16 protein-coding genes are annotated in these 17344 nt (G+C 45.5%); 12 read left to right on the top strand and 4 right to left on the bottom strand.

What is annotated here, in order from left to right; all coding sequences use genetic code 11:
- Window positions 1–148 precede the first annotated feature (148 nt).
- The 5 genes from AACV20_RS12035 (at window position 149) to AACV20_RS12015 (ending at window position 5068) form a co-directional block, all read left to right on the top strand.
- On the top strand, window positions 149–745 hold the full coding sequence (locus tag AACV20_RS12035) for a TetR/AcrR family transcriptional regulator (RefSeq protein ID WP_038169460.1): 597 nt from the start codon (window positions 149–151) through the stop codon (window positions 743–745).
- Between the two features lie 83 nt (window positions 746–828).
- Window positions 829–1860 carry an NADP-dependent oxidoreductase gene (locus AACV20_RS12030; RefSeq protein ID WP_170907351.1) on the top strand — a complete coding sequence of 344 codons (1032 nt, stop codon included), beginning with the start codon at window positions 829–831 and terminating at the stop codon, window positions 1858–1860.
- Between the two features lie 13 nt (window positions 1861–1873).
- Window positions 1874–2488 (top strand): glutathione S-transferase family protein, encoded by a 615-nt coding sequence (locus tag AACV20_RS12025; RefSeq protein WP_170907350.1) that lies wholly within the window; start codon window positions 1874–1876, stop codon window positions 2486–2488.
- Window positions 2489–2633: 145 nt separating this feature from the next.
- A complete protein-coding gene (locus tag AACV20_RS12020; RefSeq protein WP_170907349.1) occupies window positions 2634–4187 on the top strand; it encodes a YjjI family glycine radical enzyme in 1554 nt (517 codons plus the stop codon).
- Window positions 4187–5068, top strand: coding sequence for a YjjW family glycine radical enzyme activase (locus AACV20_RS12015; protein WP_170907348.1), 882 nt, complete (start codon window positions 4187–4189; stop codon window positions 5066–5068). Before AACV20_RS12020 ends, AACV20_RS12015 begins: the two co-directional genes overlap by 1 nt.
- A 253-nt stretch (window positions 5069–5321) precedes the next feature.
- Here AACV20_RS12015 and AACV20_RS12010 read toward each other — a convergent pair whose 3' ends face one another.
- On the bottom strand, window positions 5322–7058 hold the full coding sequence (locus AACV20_RS12010; RefSeq protein ID WP_050934249.1) for a SulP family inorganic anion transporter: 1737 nt from the start codon (window positions 7056–7058) through the stop codon (window positions 5322–5324).
- Between the two features lie 217 nt (window positions 7059–7275).
- On the opposite strand from AACV20_RS12010, the gene AACV20_RS12005 reads away from it, so the two are divergent.
- Complete coding sequence (locus tag AACV20_RS12005) at window positions 7276–7932, top strand: HAD family hydrolase (protein WP_064626556.1); 657 nt, start codon at window positions 7276–7278, stop codon at window positions 7930–7932.
- Window positions 7933–8071: 139 nt separating this feature from the next.
- On the opposite strand, the gene AACV20_RS12000 is transcribed toward AACV20_RS12005, so the two are convergent.
- From AACV20_RS12000 to AACV20_RS11990, 3 genes are all read right to left on the bottom strand, one after another.
- Window positions 8072–9307, bottom strand: coding sequence for a RidA family protein (locus AACV20_RS12000; protein ID WP_170907347.1), 1236 nt, complete (start codon window positions 9305–9307; stop codon window positions 8072–8074).
- A gap of 446 nt (window positions 9308–9753) precedes the next feature.
- A complete protein-coding gene (locus AACV20_RS11995) occupies window positions 9754–10980 on the bottom strand; it encodes a DEAD/DEAH box helicase (RefSeq protein WP_170907346.1) in 1227 nt (408 codons plus the stop codon).
- 45 nt (window positions 10981–11025) lie between these two features.
- A complete protein-coding gene (locus AACV20_RS11990; RefSeq protein ID WP_094123797.1) occupies window positions 11026–11778 on the bottom strand; it encodes a UTRA domain-containing protein in 753 nt (250 codons plus the stop codon).
- Between the two features lie 212 nt (window positions 11779–11990).
- Here AACV20_RS11990 and AACV20_RS11985 point away from each other — a divergent pair, with 212 nt between their 5' ends.
- Genes AACV20_RS11985 through AACV20_RS11960 form a run of 6 tightly spaced genes read left to right on the top strand, consistent with a single transcriptional unit; the run spans window position 11991 to window position 17264 of the window.
- The gene (locus tag AACV20_RS11985) at window positions 11991–13052 is read left to right on the top strand and encodes an ABC transporter substrate-binding protein (RefSeq protein WP_170907345.1); all 1062 of its coding nucleotides are present in this window, start codon (window positions 11991–11993) and stop codon (window positions 13050–13052) included.
- 9 nt (window positions 13053–13061) lie between these two features.
- The gene (locus AACV20_RS11980; RefSeq protein WP_170907344.1) at window positions 13062–13865 is read left to right on the top strand and encodes an alkaline phosphatase family protein; all 804 of its coding nucleotides are present in this window, start codon (window positions 13062–13064) and stop codon (window positions 13863–13865) included.
- Complete coding sequence (locus tag AACV20_RS11975) at window positions 13865–14764, top strand: ABC transporter permease (RefSeq protein WP_170907416.1); 900 nt, start codon at window positions 13865–13867, stop codon at window positions 14762–14764. The genes AACV20_RS11980 and AACV20_RS11975 overlap by 1 nt, the downstream gene beginning before the upstream one ends.
- Window positions 14751–15554, top strand: a complete 804-nt coding sequence (locus tag AACV20_RS11970) for an ABC transporter permease (RefSeq protein WP_010318639.1) — start codon at window positions 14751–14753, stop codon at window positions 15552–15554. Before AACV20_RS11975 ends, AACV20_RS11970 begins: the two co-directional genes overlap by 14 nt.
- Window positions 15551–16600 (top strand): ABC transporter ATP-binding protein, encoded by a 1050-nt coding sequence (locus AACV20_RS11965; protein ID WP_017046834.1) that lies wholly within the window; start codon window positions 15551–15553, stop codon window positions 16598–16600. The genes AACV20_RS11970 and AACV20_RS11965 overlap by 4 nt, the downstream gene beginning before the upstream one ends.
- 4 nt (window positions 16601–16604) lie before the next feature.
- On the top strand, window positions 16605–17264 hold the full coding sequence (locus AACV20_RS11960) for an HAD family hydrolase (protein WP_019280796.1): 660 nt from the start codon (window positions 16605–16607) through the stop codon (window positions 17262–17264).
- Window positions 17265–17344: the final 80 nt, after the last annotated feature.

Raw genomic sequence — 17344 nt, 5'->3', positions numbered from 1 at the left:
CTCTCACTCATTAAAAGATAAATAATAGTGCGACACTTCAAGGAGGAAGTGTCCATTTCTGTTATTCACCAACCATAGCCAGTAGCACAAATACAATATGAACAAACAAAAATAGACGACTGGTCTAATTTAAATTATAGTGTCGTCCATGAATACAAAAACCCATGATACTCGCCAACACATCCTTGAGGTCGGTTACCAACTTGTCGTAACCAAAGGCTTCACCAGCGTAGGCTTGTCTGAATTATTAAAAACCGCTGATGTGCCCAAAGGCTCTTTCTATCACTACTTTAAGTCAAAAGAGCAATTTGGCGAGGCACTGATTACGGACTATTTTCAGCACTATTTAGTACGGATTAATGCCCTTTTTAACCAAGAAGAAGGCAACGCCTATCAACACTTGATGCATTATTGGCAATGTTGGTATGAGCAGAGCAATGGCTTATGTAACGCACAGCGCTGCTTGGTGGTGAAATTAAGCGCTGAAGTTTCAGACTTGTCTGATGCGATGCGTATTGCTTTACTTAAAGGTGCAGATAGCATTATTGAGGCGGTCGGAAAATGTATCCAGCAAGGGATCGACGACGGCTCCATTCACGTACAACACAGCCAGCAAACCGCAGAATTGCTTTATAACCTTTGGCTCGGCGCAAGTTTGCTCAGTAAACTGCGTCAAGATAACCAAGGGCTTGCACAAGCGCTTACGAGCACCGAACACATTTTGCAAGGCCAGTGCCCTAGTTAAGATTCACCCGCTATTTCGATAGCGGTTTTTTTGAAACCCAAACTAGACGACTGGTCTAATTTAAAATAATAAAGGACTCTCCAATGACTGAACAAACTAACCGCCGCATTGTACTCGCTTCACGCCCTGTCGGTGCACCAACGCCTGCTAACTTTCGCTTAGAACATGCGCCTAAACCAACACCTGCCGCTGGTGAAGTGCTGCTGCGTAGTGTTTATCTTTCACTTGACCCCTACATGCGCGGCCGCATGAGTGACGCTAAATCGTACGCCGATCCTGTCGCGATTGATGATGTCATGGTAGGCGGGACCGTGTGTCAAGTGGAAGTATCAAACCACCCAAAATTTGAGCAAGGTGAGTGGGTACTCGCTTATACCGGATGGCAGGATTACGCTATTTCTAACGGCGAAGGTTTACTCAAACTCGGTAAAAATCCAACCTCACCCTCATACGCACTAGGCATCATGGGAATGCCCGGCTTTACCGCTTATATGGGTTTGCTAGACATTGGCCAGCCGAAGCAAGGTGAAACTGTGGTAGTCGCCGCAGCTACTGGCCCCGTAGGGGCAACGGTTGGTCAAATTGCTAAAATCAAAGGCTGCCATGTGGTGGGCATTGCTGGCGGTGAAGAAAAATGTCGTTACGCTAAAGAAGTATTAGGTTTTGATGAATGTATTGATCACAAAGCTGACGATTTTGCAGAGCAATTGGCTAAAACATGTGCTCAAGGGATTGACGTTTACTACGAAAATGTCGGTGGCAAAGTATTTGATGCGGTTTTACCTCTGCTTAACACAGCAGCGCGAGTTCCGCTGTGTGGCTTGATTTCTCAATACAATGCAACGTCGCTGCCTGAAGGACCTGATCGTCTCTCTATGCTGATGGGCACCTTGCTTACCAAACGAATCCGCATGCAAGGTTTCATTATTTTTGATGACTACGGCCATCGCTATAACGAATTTGCTACTGACATGACTCAATGGCTAAGCGAAGGGAAAGTGAAATACCGCGAGCAACTGATTGACGATTTAGAAAACGCACCACAAGCCTTTATTGGTCTATTGGAAGGCAAAAACTTTGGCAAACTGGTTATCCAAATCAACCAACCACTTTAATAAGGACCACATAATGATCAAACTTCACCATCTAAATAAATCACGCTCTAAGCGCATTATCTGGTTACTTGAAGAGTTAGGGGTTGAATATCAAGTGCTTCCATATCAACGTGATAGCGTGACCTTTCTGGCACCGCCGGAGCTAAAAAGCGTGCATCCGTTAGGTAAGTCACCTGTGATTGAAGATAATGGCTTGGTGATTGCTGAATCTGGCGCCATTACCGATTACTTGATAGAAAAATACGGCCAACACTTTGCGCCTCAGCGTGGCAGCGTGGAATATGTGCAATACCAGCAATGGCTCCACTTTGCGGAAAGCTCTGCCATATTGCCGCTGCTATTAAAAATGTTTGTTGCCAAAGATGGCTGCCAAACCAATTTCCTTGGTGGCTATGCAGAAAGCGAAACGGCCAAAGTGATGAGTTATTTTGACCAGTGTTTAGCGGATAAACGCTACTTAGTGGCCGATCAACTCACTGGCGCTGATTTCATGATGTCATTCATTGCTGAAATATTGCTGACCAACGGAGCGATTACTCACTTCCCGAATATTGAACGTTACTTAGAGCAGCTCGCCACTCACCCTGCTTATCTAAAATCGAACCAAATCGAAGCGCAATACGCCTAACCTTAGGTTCCTGATGACGCCACTTCGACGATAACGAAGTGGCGTTTTTATTTCCATTATGGAAATGACTACTTGATGTATTATCAATAGTGAAAAGTAACCAAGCACATTAGGATTAAACCACAATAATATAAGGGTTTAATTCATGAGCCATTCACTCGATACACAGCAACGCTTCCAAGCCATCGTCACTGACGCACACCTCTCGCCTAAACAAAAGTCACACTTCCTTGCGCTAGAGGCCGAAGCAAGCTTGCCCTATCTGAAACTCTCTCCTGAGTTGGCTCGAGCAATGGAACAAGGCATTATCTGCGATATGTTTGAAGGCCATGCCCCTTTTAAACCACGTTACGTGTTGCCTGACTACGCAAAATTTTTAGCACAAGGCAGTGAGTATTTAGAGCTTTCGCCTGCCAGTAATTTTGATGAAGCACTCAATATGCTGACCATTTTGTACCATCACGTGCCTTCAGTGACCTCTATTCCTGTCTATTTGGGGCAATTGGATAGCGTGTTATTGCCCTATGTGGGCGAACTGAGCGAAGCGTCGATTTATCAAAAATTGAAGCTGTTTTGGATCATGCTTGATCGTACTCTGCCCGATGCTTTCATGCACGCCAACATCGGCCCGAGCGACAATATTATTTGTCGTACTATTTTACATATCGATGCTGAACTGAAACAGATCGCTCCCAACCTTACCTTCATGTATGACCCTTCCATCACTCCTGACGATTTACTGCGCCAAGCGACCGATAATATCTGTCAATGCAGTAAACCGCACATCGCCAACTATCCGATTCATACCACCGCCTATGGCGAGCAAGGTTTTGGTATTGTCAGTTGCTACAACTCACTTCCTTTAGCGGGAGGCTGCAATACTTTGGTCAGAATGAATTTAAAAGAGGCCGCGAAAAAAGCCAGTGACCGCCAAACATTTTTAGATCAGATTCTACCCACTTACAGCCAATATATGATTGAGCTGATGGATGTTCGAGCTGCTCATCTGCACCAACAATCTCATTTTTTTGAAGGTTTTCTGACTCAAGAAGGGTTGATTGAAGAATCTCGTTTCGCACCGATGTTTGGCATTTATGGCATGGCTGAAGCCGTTAATCTATTACTGGAAAAGGAGCAGAGTAACGCTCGTTATGGCCATGATGATATCGCCAACCAATTAGGCATCGCCATTTCCGCCAAGCTGGCCGACATTGTACAAAACTCACCAGTCAAATATGGCTTCAACGGCCGTGCTTTGCTGCACGCACAAGGTGGTATCAGCCTTGATCTTGATGTCACTCCGGGCGTGCGCATCCCTTATGGTACCGAACCCAACCCGATTGAATATGTGCAAGCAACGGCTGGACATCATCAATATTATACCTCTGGTATCAGCGATATTTTAACTCTGGATGAAACCATAAAGGCCAACCCAGAGGCGATGTTCAACCTATGTAAAGGAGCCCTTCACTCGGGCTATCGCGAATTTACGGCCAACGTGGCTTCGAACGATTTAGTTCGCATTACGGGTTACATGGTGAAATTGTCTGAAATAGCGCAATTTGAGCAGCGCGGATCACGCACCAACACCACATTTCTTGGGGCTGAAGCGGCCAAAAACACGGCTGTGCTCAAGCGAAAAGCACGCGTGGTTAGCCATGAAATGCAATCGGCTTATCAACCAAACTCTGTCAACTAATGGTGAGTGGAAAACAGCCGCTCCGAGCAAAAGTCAGCCGAGTGCTGACTTTCTCCTGCGTTGATGGCCCGGGTAACCGACTGGTCATTTTTATGCAAGGTTGCAACTTCAATTGCTTGTCTTGCCATAACCCACATACGATTCGTCACTGTCACCATTGCGGTGATTGTGTGCCAACCTGCCCATCGCAAGCACTGCGCCTCAATGCTGACCAGCAAGTCGAATGGCTAGCGGAGAAATGCACTCACTGCGATCGCTGTATTGAGCACTGCGTGCACCAATCAAACCCCAAAATTCATCACTACAGTGTTAAACAACTCGTGGAACTTATCCGCCGAAATCATTATTTCTTAGCCGGTATTACCATTTCAGGAGGGGAAGCAACCCTACAACTTCCGTTTATCATCGCTCTTTTCAAAGCCATCAAACACGATGAAGAATTGAAACATCTCAGCTGTTTTATTGATAGTAATGGCTCACTATCAGAATCGGGATGGGACAAAATATCGCCCTATTTGGATGGAGCGATGATCGATTTAAAAGCTTGGCAAGAGGAAACGCATCGGTGGCTAACCGGACGCAGTAACCATAGAGTGATACGCACTATTTTCCACCTCGCTACACTGAATAAACTGCACGAAGTGCGACTGCTGCATATACCGGACAAAAGTGATTTAGAGACTGAAATTACCGAAGTGGCGCATCTGATTAACCAGTTGCCTGCGAACGTCAACATTCGGCTAAGCGCCTTCCAACATCACGGTGTGGTCGGCAAGGCCTTAACTTGGCAGTCATGCAGTGAAGGTGAAATGCTGCAGTTTCATCGAAAACTGGCCGCTCAAGTACAGCGAACTGTTTACCTGCCGACACGCTACGCCTAGCGTCGAAAACCACCATATCCATAGGCTACCTATATTAGATTAATAACCCGTACCATTTTGCCTAATGCATAACGCTCACCTATGCTTATCCAAACAGGCACCAACCATTTAACAAAAGACCGAGCACTCGCTCTCATCACAGAAAAAGGAAAGCATCATGATTGAATGGGATTTCTTACATCTTTTCGATACTCAAGAGCTCTTTATCTTTTATTAACGAGAACCAATATTATTAACGAGAGCCAACCTCATTTTAAATAGCAGCCGCAATTTCACCTTCAATATCCTTTTGCGGCTCTTTTTGTACTGGTGGAACTTGCCCTTCTTCTACAGCGTGTTGGTAACATCCACTTAGCTTAATGGCTAAATACATGTCCGCACGAATCACCACGCCGCCATCACCCGTTGAAATTCCAGCGATTTCACACCATTTTCTCAAACTGCGTTTACGCCCCGCTAGCACTAAACGAATGCCTCGTTTTTTCAGAATGCTTTGCACGTCCGATAACATCGCCATGACGCTTAAATCTAAATGGGTAAAACTCGACACCGCATCAATAATCACGCACCCCACACTCATGCCCGCCGATTCAGTGTGAAATAAAATACGACGTTTAAAGTAAGGCGCATTGAAATAAGTCAGCGGAGAGTTGAAACGATAAATCACCAAACCCGGTATTGGTTTCGCCTTCGCTGACGTATCAATCGTGCGAATCGTGCCTTTATCATCCAAACCCAATGTTTGATCACTTGGCCGCATCACAGTGCGTAAAAACTGGAACAGACCCAGTAATACCGCAAGAGTGATGCCGGGGATAACGCCAATGACCAATACAGCGATGAAGGTTAAGCTTGCCAAATAGAAGGCGTCTTTATCACGCTTGTGTAAACTCCAAATCCCTTTCAGATCCAGCAACGAGATAGACGCGATAATCAACACAACTCCCAATGCAGCAATCGGAATGTATTGTAGTGGCTGATACGCCACAATCGCGACAAATCCAATCACAATTGCTGCAATAATCGAAACTAATTGCGATTTTCCACCATTAGCGTCATTCACCGCCGTACGTGAATCCGCCCCACTGATGGCAAAACCTTGTGAAAATGCAGAAGCAATATTAGCTAAGCCAAGCGCGCGAAACTCTTTGTCGGCGTCAATATCGTAACCATTTTTTGCCGCAAAACTGCGCGCAGTGAGCATCATACTGACAAAGCTCACCATCGCTAAGTTCAAAGCGGGCATGACTAATTCACGGCTCACCCCTAGATCAAATAGAGGGGTTTGGAATATCGGTAATCCACCTTGGATTAAACCAACGACTTTAACGCCAAGATGTTCAGCGCCAAAAAACCACACCCAAAATGCAGCAGCGATGATAGCCAACATCGCAGCTGGCCAATTGGGCCTGACACGCTTACACAGAAAATAAACCACCACTGTCAGCGCACTTATCAATAAGGTTTGCCAATGCAAATCAATCAGTAAGGATGGCGCTTCCACGATACGCTCTAGTAGATATTGCTGCTCATATTTCAACCCAAACACTTTAGCAAATTGACCCACGATAATGGTCAGAGCAACACCGTTTAACAACCCAAGTAAAATAGGGCGAGAGAGAAAATCGGCTAAAATACCGAGTTTGAAACGACTGGCCAGCAAACACCATACACCAGTCATTGCCGTCATTGTCATGACCAACTGCCAGTGTTTGAGAGGATCGCCCATCGCCAGCGGTGTCACTACCGCCGCAATCACTGCGCAAGTTGCCGCGTCTGGGCCTAAGATCAACTGCCTAGACGTGCCAAAAATCGCGTAAACCAACATCGGCAATACGCAGGAATATAAGCCGACAATCGCGCTTACTCCAGTGAGCTGCGCGTACGCTATCGCGACAGGCAGTGCAACCGCAACCACAGAAAGCGCCGCACGTACGTCATCCATCAACCAGCGAGTTTCATAGTCTTTCAGTTGGTGTAAACCCGGCATCCACTGTTGTACAAATGCACTATTCAAATTGCTTCCCCCCTCTTCTCGCAACAAGGTTTTCACATTAAGCATAACTCATTGCTAACAAACTAGCGCTTATAATTGGCTGATTTTATTGAAGTATGAGAAAAAGAAAAAGTGCAGGAAAAAGATCGCCTCCATAGGTCGACTTATGTGAAAATAGCCCACTCCATTTCACTCGCCTAAAGTTGTACTTATGAAATTTCAAGCTGCCATTTTTGATATGGATGGACTGTTACTCGACACGGAACGTGTCTGCCTTACAATATTCGAACAAGCTTGCCACGCAGTTGGCGTCCCATTTTTAAAAGAGGTTTATCTCTCGGCTATTGGTCGCAATGCGGCAGGCATTGAACAAGCACTGCGCGCAGGCTACGGGCCAGAATTAAACTATCCGGTATTACATACGGAGTGGCGTAAACGTTACGATGCCGTGGTGAAACACCAGGCGATCCCAGTGAAAGAAGGGGTTATCGAGTTATTACAATGGTTAAAAGCGAATCGTGTTCCTACTGCCGTCGCAACATCAACCCAAAAAGACGTGGCACAAATTAAGCTGCGCCTTTCAGGCCTTGAGCAATACTTTGACTCGTTCACAACCGGTTGTGAAGTGACACATGGCAAACCCGATCCTGAGATTTATCTACTCGCTGCGCAACGTCTTGGCGCTGAACCGACCCAATGCTTAGCCTTTGAAGATTCTAATAACGGCGTGCGATCCGCCGTGAGTGCGAATATGATCACCTACCAAATTCCTGATCTCGTCGAACCCAGTGAAGAGGTTTTGGCCCTTGGACACCAAGTGGTCCCCTCACTACATCACGTTTTAACGGCCCTAAAAAACAGTAATTGATCGGTTTTTCATACGCCGCCTGTTTGATTTCGATTGCCATAACTAAACAGCGTGATATTGGTATTGCAATTACAGATAGCTAACAAGTAAGAAGGGGGTATCATTGATACCCCCTTCTTTAGTCAATAAGAAATATTCGTTAATATTTAGGTGGTGTACCTTCACAATTAGAAACCACAGCGTCAATTTGTATTAACGCATCCATAGGCAGCTCTGAAACACCAATCACGGTTCTCGCAGGTAGCTCATGGTTAAAGAAGGTTGTGTAAACTTCATTGACAATATTAATATCATCCATATTTTTTATTTGAATATTGACTTTAACAATATCATCCATAACATGCTCAACACTTTCTACAATATTCCTTATATTTTCTAAACACTGCTTAACTTGTTCTTTTATTCCACCAGCAACAACTTCATTATTTTTTGGAGATAAAGGTAACTGACCTGAAATATGATTATAATGAGAAAAAGCAACAGAGTGGGAATAGTCGACTTCAGGTGCATTCACGGTATTATTTGCTTCAATCACAAGTAAGCGAGCATCTTCAGGAAGCTGTGGCGGTGTACCATCACCATGTGACACAACAACATCAAATTGCACCAATGCATTCATAGGCAAGTCAGCAACACTAACTAGGCTTCGCGCAGGCACATAACTTGGGAAAAATTGTCCACAGACTTCATTGATGGCTTCTGCATCAGATATATTTTTAATAAATATCGTTGTTTTAACGATATCAGCCATCGTATGACCAATACATTCTAAGATAGCATTAATATTATTCAAACACTGTTGACTCTGTTCTTTAATACCACCTTGTACTATTTCTCCCGTTTTAGGTTCAATCGGCAATTGAGCCGAGAGGTTATTATAATGAGAGAAGGCCGCGGTTTGAGAGTATAGACCTTGAGGTGCATGCTCAGTATTCCTTGACACTTTGATGAGCTCACAAGGCGCTTGTGGAGCAGTGCCTTCACCGTTTGAAATAAGAGCATCAATTTGCACTAAAGCATCACTGACAGGTAAAGCCGCAACCGCCGCTATGGTCACTGTAGGAAGCGGCCCCTGAAAAAAAGTGGGGTATACTTTTTTGATGGCATCAATATCTGAAATATTCTTTACAAAAATATTCATTTTGACCACATCATCCATAACGTGACCAATACTTTCTACGATAGACTGTATATTATTCAGACATTGCTTTGTTTGGTCATTTATACAACCAATAACAATTTCACCTGTTTTAGGATCTATCGGTAGTTGTGCTGAAATATTATTATAATGAGAAAAAGCGACAGTTTGTGTAGAGACAGCACATATAGGTGCATTTTCTGTGTTTCTTGAAACCTTTACAATATCGGCAGCCATATCGAAATTTATCCTATTATTAGTAGAAATGCATATTTATATTTAATAAGTATTTTTTGATAAAACAATCAAAGTGGCGAAATGGTAAGTTAAAAAAATCTCAGTAAATGTGACATACATTAAAATATTATTTGACTAGAAAGTCATCGCTTATAGTGATAATGATTGATTAACGACTAATTATCCACAATCGTGTTAATAACGTGGATTAAAGAATATTTATCCTAGAAATGATTCTAAAATTGTGAATATAATCTCATGAAACTAAATACTGCATTTTCTTGATTTAGTCCAATAATGATAGGTTGTTCACAATAAGCTGCTGAAAATTTACACATAAACTCGATTAATATGCCATTTCAATCGTGATAAATGCATAAATTTCCTGAGTCACTTAGTTTCCTTACTCCATCAAAACGCACAATAGCATGCGTATATTGAGCTACTTAATGGCTTGTTTTCTGTTGAAACTGCTTCACGCTGCGCTTTTGAGCACTGCGGCGGTTGGCTTGCTTATCACGCGGTTTGCGCTTCGGTTCACCGCTGGTCGGTTGGTCTGTCACTGGAAAATCGCTCAATGCCTGCAGCGGTAAAGCGCGCTGCGTTAAGCTGCGGATTGCCTCCAGCGCTTGACTTTCACCATGGCAGACCAGCGAAATCGCCACACCACCTTGACCAGCACGCGCTGTGCGGCCAACGCGGTGAATATAAACTGGCGCACTAGGCGGTAAATCAAAATTGATCACCACTGGAAGCGCGTCAATGTGAATACCACGCGCCAGTAAATCGGTGGCCACCAGTACATCCACTTGATTCGCTTTGAAATCGGCTAACGTTTGCTCGCGAATAACTTGATCTTTTTCACCATGCAAAGCCGCCGCACGAATACCCGCTTTGAGTAATTTTTTCGCGACCGCGTCAGCACTATCACGAGCGCTAATGAATACTAATACTTGCTGCCCAGCACGCTGCTTAATCAGAGCAATTAATGCTTGTGCTTTACTGCCCTTATTCACAAGGTAGAGCTGCTCTTCAATTTCTTCCACCACTTGATTGGCTTGATTCGCCTCTATCTTTACCGGGTTATTTAACACGGCCAATGCCACCTGTTCGAGATCGGCGGCGAGTGTGGCGGAAAACAACAACGTTTGTTTGGTTTGGGGCATAAAACTGAGCAGGCGTTGTACATTCGGCCAAAACCCCATCTCTAACAGTCGGTCAGCTTCATCTAACACCACACAGTGCATCGACTCCAATGAGATCAGTTGCTGTATGAGTAAATCAAGCAAGCGGCCCGGTGTCGCGACGATTAAATGCGGTAATTTGGCCAACTGCGCAAGCTGCTCTTCTTGGGCCACTCCCCCGCATAAAGTGCATAAGCTAATGCCCATCTTGCTTGCCACAGCACTCAGCTCTTGGCTAACTTGTTGTGCTAATTCACGGGTAGGAACAATAACAACCGATTGAATTTCAAGAGTATTAATTTCAATTTGTTGCAGTAAAGGCAAGCCATAAGCTAACGTTTTACCACTGCCCGTCTGCGCGAAGGCAAGCACATCTTGCCCAGAAAGTACGGCTGGAATAGCCAATTGTTGGATTTTGGTCGCCGTGTGTCGCGACGCAGGCAGCGCAGCCATCAAAGGGACGCTTAAGTTAAGCTTAGAAAAATTCATAAACGACTAGCAGGGTGAAAAAGGTTGCGCCGAGTCTAAAGCTATTCATTCTCCATCACAACTGTCGATACGGATCAGTACTGAATCTGGCCGCCAGTACTCAAATTCGCAGTCCATGATCTCGCCATCTTGTTTGTAATTGACTCGACAAATTTTCAGTACAGATTGACCAGCGGCTAAGTTAAGCGCTTTTGCCACATGAAGAGGCGCAGCCGTAGGGATCACCTCAAAACGAGAACGCGTAGTGATGTAACCGTATTTTTGCTGATAGAGATGCGTTAACGAAGCGGTTAAATTTTCCTCTAATATCTTTGGAAACCACTGCGCAATCAGGCAGTTTTCGACAAACAGTACCGCTCGCCCGTCAATCGAGCGCAACCGTTCAATAATATGAATGGGCGTAATTCGGTCAATATCCATCGCTCTTGCATACTCACGAGAAGCCATCACGCTGCGTACCGCAACTAGCTTAGTTTCTGCGATTCGGTGCTGCTCGCGGATCATCTGGTGGAAGTGGCAACGCGATAGCGGGTTATAATGAATTCGCGCCGGAGAGACAAACCAGCCACGCCGCTCTTCTCGGTAAATCAACCCTTCGGTTTCCAGTGAAACCAAAGCGTCTTTAATTGTAATGCGCGTTGTATTAAACAATTCACTCAATTCACGTTCAGATGGCAGTTTTTGTCTGTCGCTCAGCATCCCACTGCAAATTTGCTCACGAAGGGTGCCTTTAATGTTACCAAGTTGGGTCTTTTCTAAAGGAGCATTTGCCACTGGCAAAGGGCTGCGAAATCTCATGCGTGACCTAGTCCAATATTATACAGAGTGAATAAACGTCTTTTAGACTACTTAAGGCAGATAACAGATTTATGACAGGCTAATTGATTGAATTTGAAATAAAAGTGCAATAGAAAATCATCAAAAATGTCAAATAACTACACCGAAAACGTCACAGTTCTTCCCTAGGATAAAAATCGAACTTACTGACCTAGTCCAGAAGGATAGCGACAATGAAAACCTTATTTACCCGCGCAACGACTGCCACAGCACTTGCGCTGACTATTTCAACTTCGGCTTTTGCTAAAGAGGCTGATTTACAATCTTTGATCAACGCAGCGAAACAAGAAGGCCAAGTGTACAGCATTGGTATGCCCGGCAGTTGGGCCAACTGGCAAGACACGTGGAGCGATTTAGGTAAGATTTATGGCCTAAAACACCAAGATACGGATATGAGCTCAGCGCAAGAAATTGCCAAGTTTGAAGCCGAAAAGAAAAATGCGACCGCCGATATCGGTGATGTTGGTTTTGCATTTGCTCGCGTGGCGGTGAAAAAAGGCGTAACTCAAGCGTACAAACCGAGCACTTGGAATGACATCCCTGACTGGGCCAAAGATAAAGATGGCCACTGGGCTCTGGCTTATACGGGCACCATTTCATTTATCTCGAACAATAATCTAGTCAAGAATGCGCCAAAAACGTGGAACGATTTGCTCAAAGGCGATTACAAAATCAGTATTGGTAATGTCGGTGTTGCCGCGCAAGCAAATAATGCCGTACTAGCCGCTGCTTTTGCTCATGGTGGCAGTGAAAAGAACCTCGATCCGGCAATCGAATTTTTTGCCAAACTCGCCAAGCAAGGTCGCTTATCATTTACAGACCCAAGTATCGCTAACCTCGAAAAAGGTGAAGTTGAAGTGGCCGTATTGTGGGATTTCAACGCCCTAAGTTACCGTGACCAAATTGACCGTAACCGCTTTAGCGTTAACATTCCGCAAGATGGTTCTGTGATTTCCGGCTACACCACCATCATCAATAAATACGCCAAAAACCCAAACGCGGCCAAGCTAGCACGTGAATACATCTTTAGCGATCAAGGCCAGATCAACCTTGCACAAGGCTATGCTCGCCCGATCCGCAGCAACGTTGCACTGCCTGCTGCGGTACAAAGCAAATTGATTGCTAACGATCAATACCAGAACGTGAGCCCAATTAGCGACTTTAATGCTTGGGAAAAATCAGCTCGCCAATTGCCACGTCAATGGCAAGAAAATGTCATTATCCACCAGCAGTAAGAGGTAACCATGAACAATAAGGTGATCCTTGTTGTTCTTGATGGACTCAATTATTCCGTAGCCCGTGATTGCATGGGCTACTTAAACGGCTTAATTGAGCAGCAAAGAGCAACCTTATACTCCCTACAATGTGAATTGCCTTCGTTATCGCGTCCTTTGTATGAATGTCTACTCACTGGCGTAAAGCCTGTCGAAAGCGGCATTGTTCATAACCACATTGTGCGCCTTTCACATCATCAATCAATCTTCAGTTTGGCAAAAGAGCAAGGGCTGACAACAGCCGCAGCGGCGTATCATTGGGTCAGCGAGCTCTATAACCGCGCGCCTTTTGATGCAACGCGCGATCGTTTTACCTGTGATAAAACACTCAATATTCAGCATGGCTGTTTTTATCACTGGGATCACTATCCCGATGAAGCACTGTTTTTAGACGCCGAACACTTACGTCGTACTCATCAGCCTGATTTTTTACTGATCCATCCAATGAATATCGATGATGCTGGGCATAAGTTTGGCCTTGATTCAGGACAGTATCGTAATAGTGCACGCATGGCCGATACGCTGTTATCTCACTTTTTAGAAAGCTGGCTAAACGATGGCTACCAAGTGATGGTGACCAGCGATCACGGTATGAACAATGACAAGTCACACGGCGGAATATTAACCGAAGAGCGCAACGTCCCGCTGTTTGTATTGGGCAATCAATTTTCGCACCAAGCTTGTGAGATCAAACAAACTGAGCTCTGCGGCCTGTGCTGCCAACTGCTTAATCTTGATCACAATAAGCCCTTTTCTGCGGAGTGCTTAGCATGATCAGTAGCCAAGTTATTAGCAAGCCTAGCGCCGTGCTGAACCAATCAACGCACTGGGCACGCAAACTCAAACCTGCGTTATGGCTTACTCCTTTTGCGCTGTTTTTCTACTTATTTCAGCTCGCCCCCATGCTGTGGGTTTTGTTCAACAGCTTTATCTCTGACGATCAATGGTCACTAGACCATTATCGCGAAATCTTCAGCTCATCCTTTATTTTACAAGGGCTGGGCAACAGTTTGTGGCTCGCCATATGGTCCAGCGTCGCGGGCCTTGCGATTGCGGCAATGTTGGTCGCCTCCTTACGCCGAGTCGATGGCAAGCTGCGCGATGGTGTGATCGCCTTTACCAATATGAGCAGTAATTTTGCTGGCGTCCCTTTGGCATTCGCTTTCATTATTATTCTTGGGGTCAACGGCGCACTGACTTTGCTGCTAAAGCAATACGGTTTGATTGAAGAGTTCAACCTGTATGGCAAATGGGGGCTTCTGGCGATGTATATCTACTTTCAGATCCCTCTTGGCGTGCTGCTGCTCTATCCTGCATTTGATGCGCTCAGTGATGACTGGCAAGCGGCGGCGTCTACTCTGGGCGCCAACGGATGGCAATATTGGCAGAAAATCGCCTTGCCTGTGCTTTCACCAGCCCTACTCGGTACCTTGATTATCCTAATCGCCAATGCGATGGGCGCGTATGCCAGCGTCTACGCACTCACATCCGGCAACTACAACGTCATTACGGTACGCATTGCCAGTTTAGTGGCGGGAGATCTGTTCTTAGAGCCCAATTTGGCCGCCGCCATTTCCGTAGTATTGATGCTAATTTTAGCCTTCATTACTGTGATCAATCAGTGGCTAATTGCGAAAAGCTATAGCGCAAGGAACACCCATGCAAAACGCTAATCCTACCCTTGATAAAATCACCTTTCATAAAAGTGTGGTCTATTCCATCGTGGGAGTGATGTTGCTGCCCATTTTGGCCACCTTGGTTTATTCCTTTTCTTCACGCTGGGGCGCAACGATTTTACCCGATGGCTTCACCTTTGACTGGTATCTCAAACTGCTGACCGACCCTCGCTTTCTCGATGCATTTGGCCGCTCATTGCTGATTGGCATCGCTTCTCTGACACTCAGCGCGGTTTTGATTATTCCGGCGATCTTCGTGGTGTTTTACTATTTCCCTCGTCTCGATAAAGTGATGAACCTGCTGATTTTAATCCCTTTTGCGGTACCGCCTGTGGTCTCTTCAGTTGGATTACTGCAACTGTACGCCGATAGCCAATTTCCAATTGTGGGTACACCTTGGATTTTGATTGGCACTTATTTCACCATTGCGCTGCCGTTTATGTACCGTGCAATTGCCAACAGTTTTGAGGCGATCCATCTGCACGATCTCATGGATGCCGCGCACCTGCTCGGCGCAAGCACCAGCCGTGCTTTTTTACTGATCGTACTGCCAAACATTAGAAAAGGGTTGATGGCTTCGCTGTTTCTATCCTTCTCTTTTCTACTTGGCGAGTTTGTATTTGCGAACATTCTGGTCGGCACGCGCTATGAAACCTTGCAGATTTATCTCTACAACATGCGTCAGACTAGTGGTCACTTCACCTCCGCGTTAGTGATGACTTACTTCCTATTTATCTTTTTACTGACTTGGCTCGCCAGTCGTTTTAGCCGAGGATCCACTCAATGAATTCCACGACCCACACAACCTCTCGCTCTGATTACGTCCACGTCGCCAACCTCACCAAACGTTTTGGCAACAATACCGTTTTTGAAGGGATTGAATTTTCCATTGAGCAAGGGGAATTTGTCACGCTACTTGGTCCGAGCGGCTGCGGGAAATCGACCTTATTGCGCAGTTTGGCTGGCTTAAATCCCGTCGATGACGGCGAAATTTGGGTCAACGGTGAAAACATCACTAACCAAACACCACAGCAACGCGGCATTGGCATGGTGTTTCAATCCTACGCTCTGTTTCCGAATATGACGGTGGCTGAAAACATCGCCTTTGGCCTCAAAATGCAAGGGCAAGACAGAGCTTACATCGCGCGCGAAGTACAAAAAGTGGTCGAACTGGTTTCACTGATAGGGAAAGAAAAACACTATCCCAACCAGCTCTCGGGTGGACAGCGCCAACGCGTCGCTTTAGCTCGCGCCTTAGTGGTCAAACCGCGTATTTTGCTACTTGATGAGCCCCTTTCAGCACTGGATGCCAAAATTCGCAAACACTTGCGCCAGCAGATCCGTGATATTCAAAAAGAGCTCAATCTCACCACCGTATTTGTAACCCATGATCAAGAAGAGGCGATGATTCTCTCTGATCGTATTTTTTTAATGCACCAAGGTGAAATCGTTCAGCAAGGCTCCCCAGAAAGCATTTATACTCAGCCAGCCAATGAGTTTGTGGCTGGTTTTATGGGCCATTACAATTTAGTAGAGGCGGCCACCGCCAAGCAGTTGTTTAACATAGACACGGCTTGGAAAGTGGCTATTCGCCCCGAATCCATCTACGTCAAAGAAGCTGGGCGGAGCTATGGTGCCCATGTTTCTGCGCCGCAACATGGCACCATCAAGCATCACCAATTACTGGGTAATGTCATTCGCTACCATGTGGATGTGCGAGGCTGCGAGCTCACGGTCGATTTACTCAATCGTTCATCAGAGCGATTATTTGCCACTGGCAGTCAGCTAGAATTACTGTTTAACCTTAACGAAATACAACCTGTGAGAGCCTAAATAGATGCCGACACCTCTATACGTTTTTGATATGGACGACACATTGATTGACGGCGACTGCGCAATGATTTGGAGCGAATATTTGGCCGATAAAGGCATAGCGAGCGACCCTGATTTTGTCGCGCAGGATAGGCTGATCATGTCACGCTATGCCAGCGGTGAAATGGACATGGAAGATTACCTCGATTTTGCGATGCAACCTTTGCTCACCCTGCCCACAGAGCAAGTCCAGCGCTTGGCGGACGATTGTGTCGCTACACGCATCGTACCTAGGCTATTTCCTCAAGCCAAAGCACTCATTAAACAGTTAACGGACGAGCGTATTCAAATGCTCATTATTTCGGCGTCGGTCAGTTTTTTGGTTAAAGCTGTCGCCCGTAAAATAGGCGTTGCAGAGGCGATGGGTATCGATATGGTCATAGAGAACAACCATTACACCACGCATATTTTGGGAACACCCACCTACCGAGACGGTAAAGTCACTCGCTTAAATGAATGGCTAGCTAAGCGCCCACAATACGTGGGTCAAGTGCATTTTTTCACTGACTCGATCAATGATTTACCTTTGTGTCTACACGCCGATTTCACCTATTTGGTCAACCCATGCACGCGCCTCATCCAATACGCGCAGCCCCAACAATGGCCGATATTAAAGTGGGGCTAATCACATCCTCTACTTTTGATGAACCATGTAGCTTGAGGCGCTGGCGGTAAACTTCTAGTATGAAGACAATAAGTTAACCG

The sequence above is a fragment of the Vibrio sp. B4-6 genome, assembly GCF_963888245.1.
GTDB classification, from domain to species: Bacteria; Pseudomonadota; Gammaproteobacteria; order Enterobacterales; family Vibrionaceae; genus Vibrio; species Vibrio anguillarum.
This window is presented reverse-complemented; position numbering and strand designations above follow the sequence as displayed.

Bases quoted from the DNA above. Each gene is read 5' to 3' on its own strand.
- AACV20_RS12025 (WP_170907350.1), top strand. From the start codon at position 1,874: ATGATCAAACTTCACCATCTAAATAAATCACGCTCTAAGCGCATTATC.
- AACV20_RS11965 (WP_017046834.1), top strand. From the start codon at position 15,551: ATGAATTCCACGACCCACACAACCTCTCGCTCTGATTACGTCCACGTC.
- AACV20_RS11980 (WP_170907344.1), top strand. From the start codon at position 13,062: ATGAACAATAAGGTGATCCTTGTTGTTCTTGATGGACTCAATTATTCC.
- AACV20_RS11960 (WP_019280796.1), top strand. From the start codon at position 16,605: ATGCCGACACCTCTATACGTTTTTGATATGGACGACACATTGATTGAC.
- AACV20_RS11970 (WP_010318639.1), top strand. From the start codon at position 14,751: ATGCAAAACGCTAATCCTACCCTTGATAAAATCACCTTTCATAAAAGT.
- AACV20_RS11990 (WP_094123797.1), bottom strand. From the start codon at position 11,778: ATGAGATTTCGCAGCCCTTTGCCAGTGGCAAATGCTCCTTTAGAAAAG.
- AACV20_RS11995 (WP_170907346.1), bottom strand. From the start codon at position 10,980: ATGAATTTTTCTAAGCTTAACTTAAGCGTCCCTTTGATGGCTGCGCTG.
- AACV20_RS12000 (WP_170907347.1), bottom strand. From the start codon at position 9,307: ATGGCTGCCGATATTGTAAAGGTTTCAAGAAACACAGAAAATGCACCT.
- AACV20_RS12010 (WP_050934249.1), bottom strand. From the start codon at position 7,058: ATGCCGGGTTTACACCAACTGAAAGACTATGAAACTCGCTGGTTGATG.
- AACV20_RS12005 (WP_064626556.1), top strand. From the start codon at position 7,276: ATGAAATTTCAAGCTGCCATTTTTGATATGGATGGACTGTTACTCGAC.
- AACV20_RS12030 (WP_170907351.1), top strand. From the start codon at position 829: ATGACTGAACAAACTAACCGCCGCATTGTACTCGCTTCACGCCCTGTC.
- AACV20_RS12015 (WP_170907348.1), top strand. From the start codon at position 4,187: ATGGTGAGTGGAAAACAGCCGCTCCGAGCAAAAGTCAGCCGAGTGCTG.
- AACV20_RS12035 (WP_038169460.1), top strand. From the start codon at position 149: ATGAATACAAAAACCCATGATACTCGCCAACACATCCTTGAGGTCGGT.
- AACV20_RS11985 (WP_170907345.1), top strand. From the start codon at position 11,991: ATGAAAACCTTATTTACCCGCGCAACGACTGCCACAGCACTTGCGCTG.
- AACV20_RS12020 (WP_170907349.1), top strand. From the start codon at position 2,634: ATGAGCCATTCACTCGATACACAGCAACGCTTCCAAGCCATCGTCACT.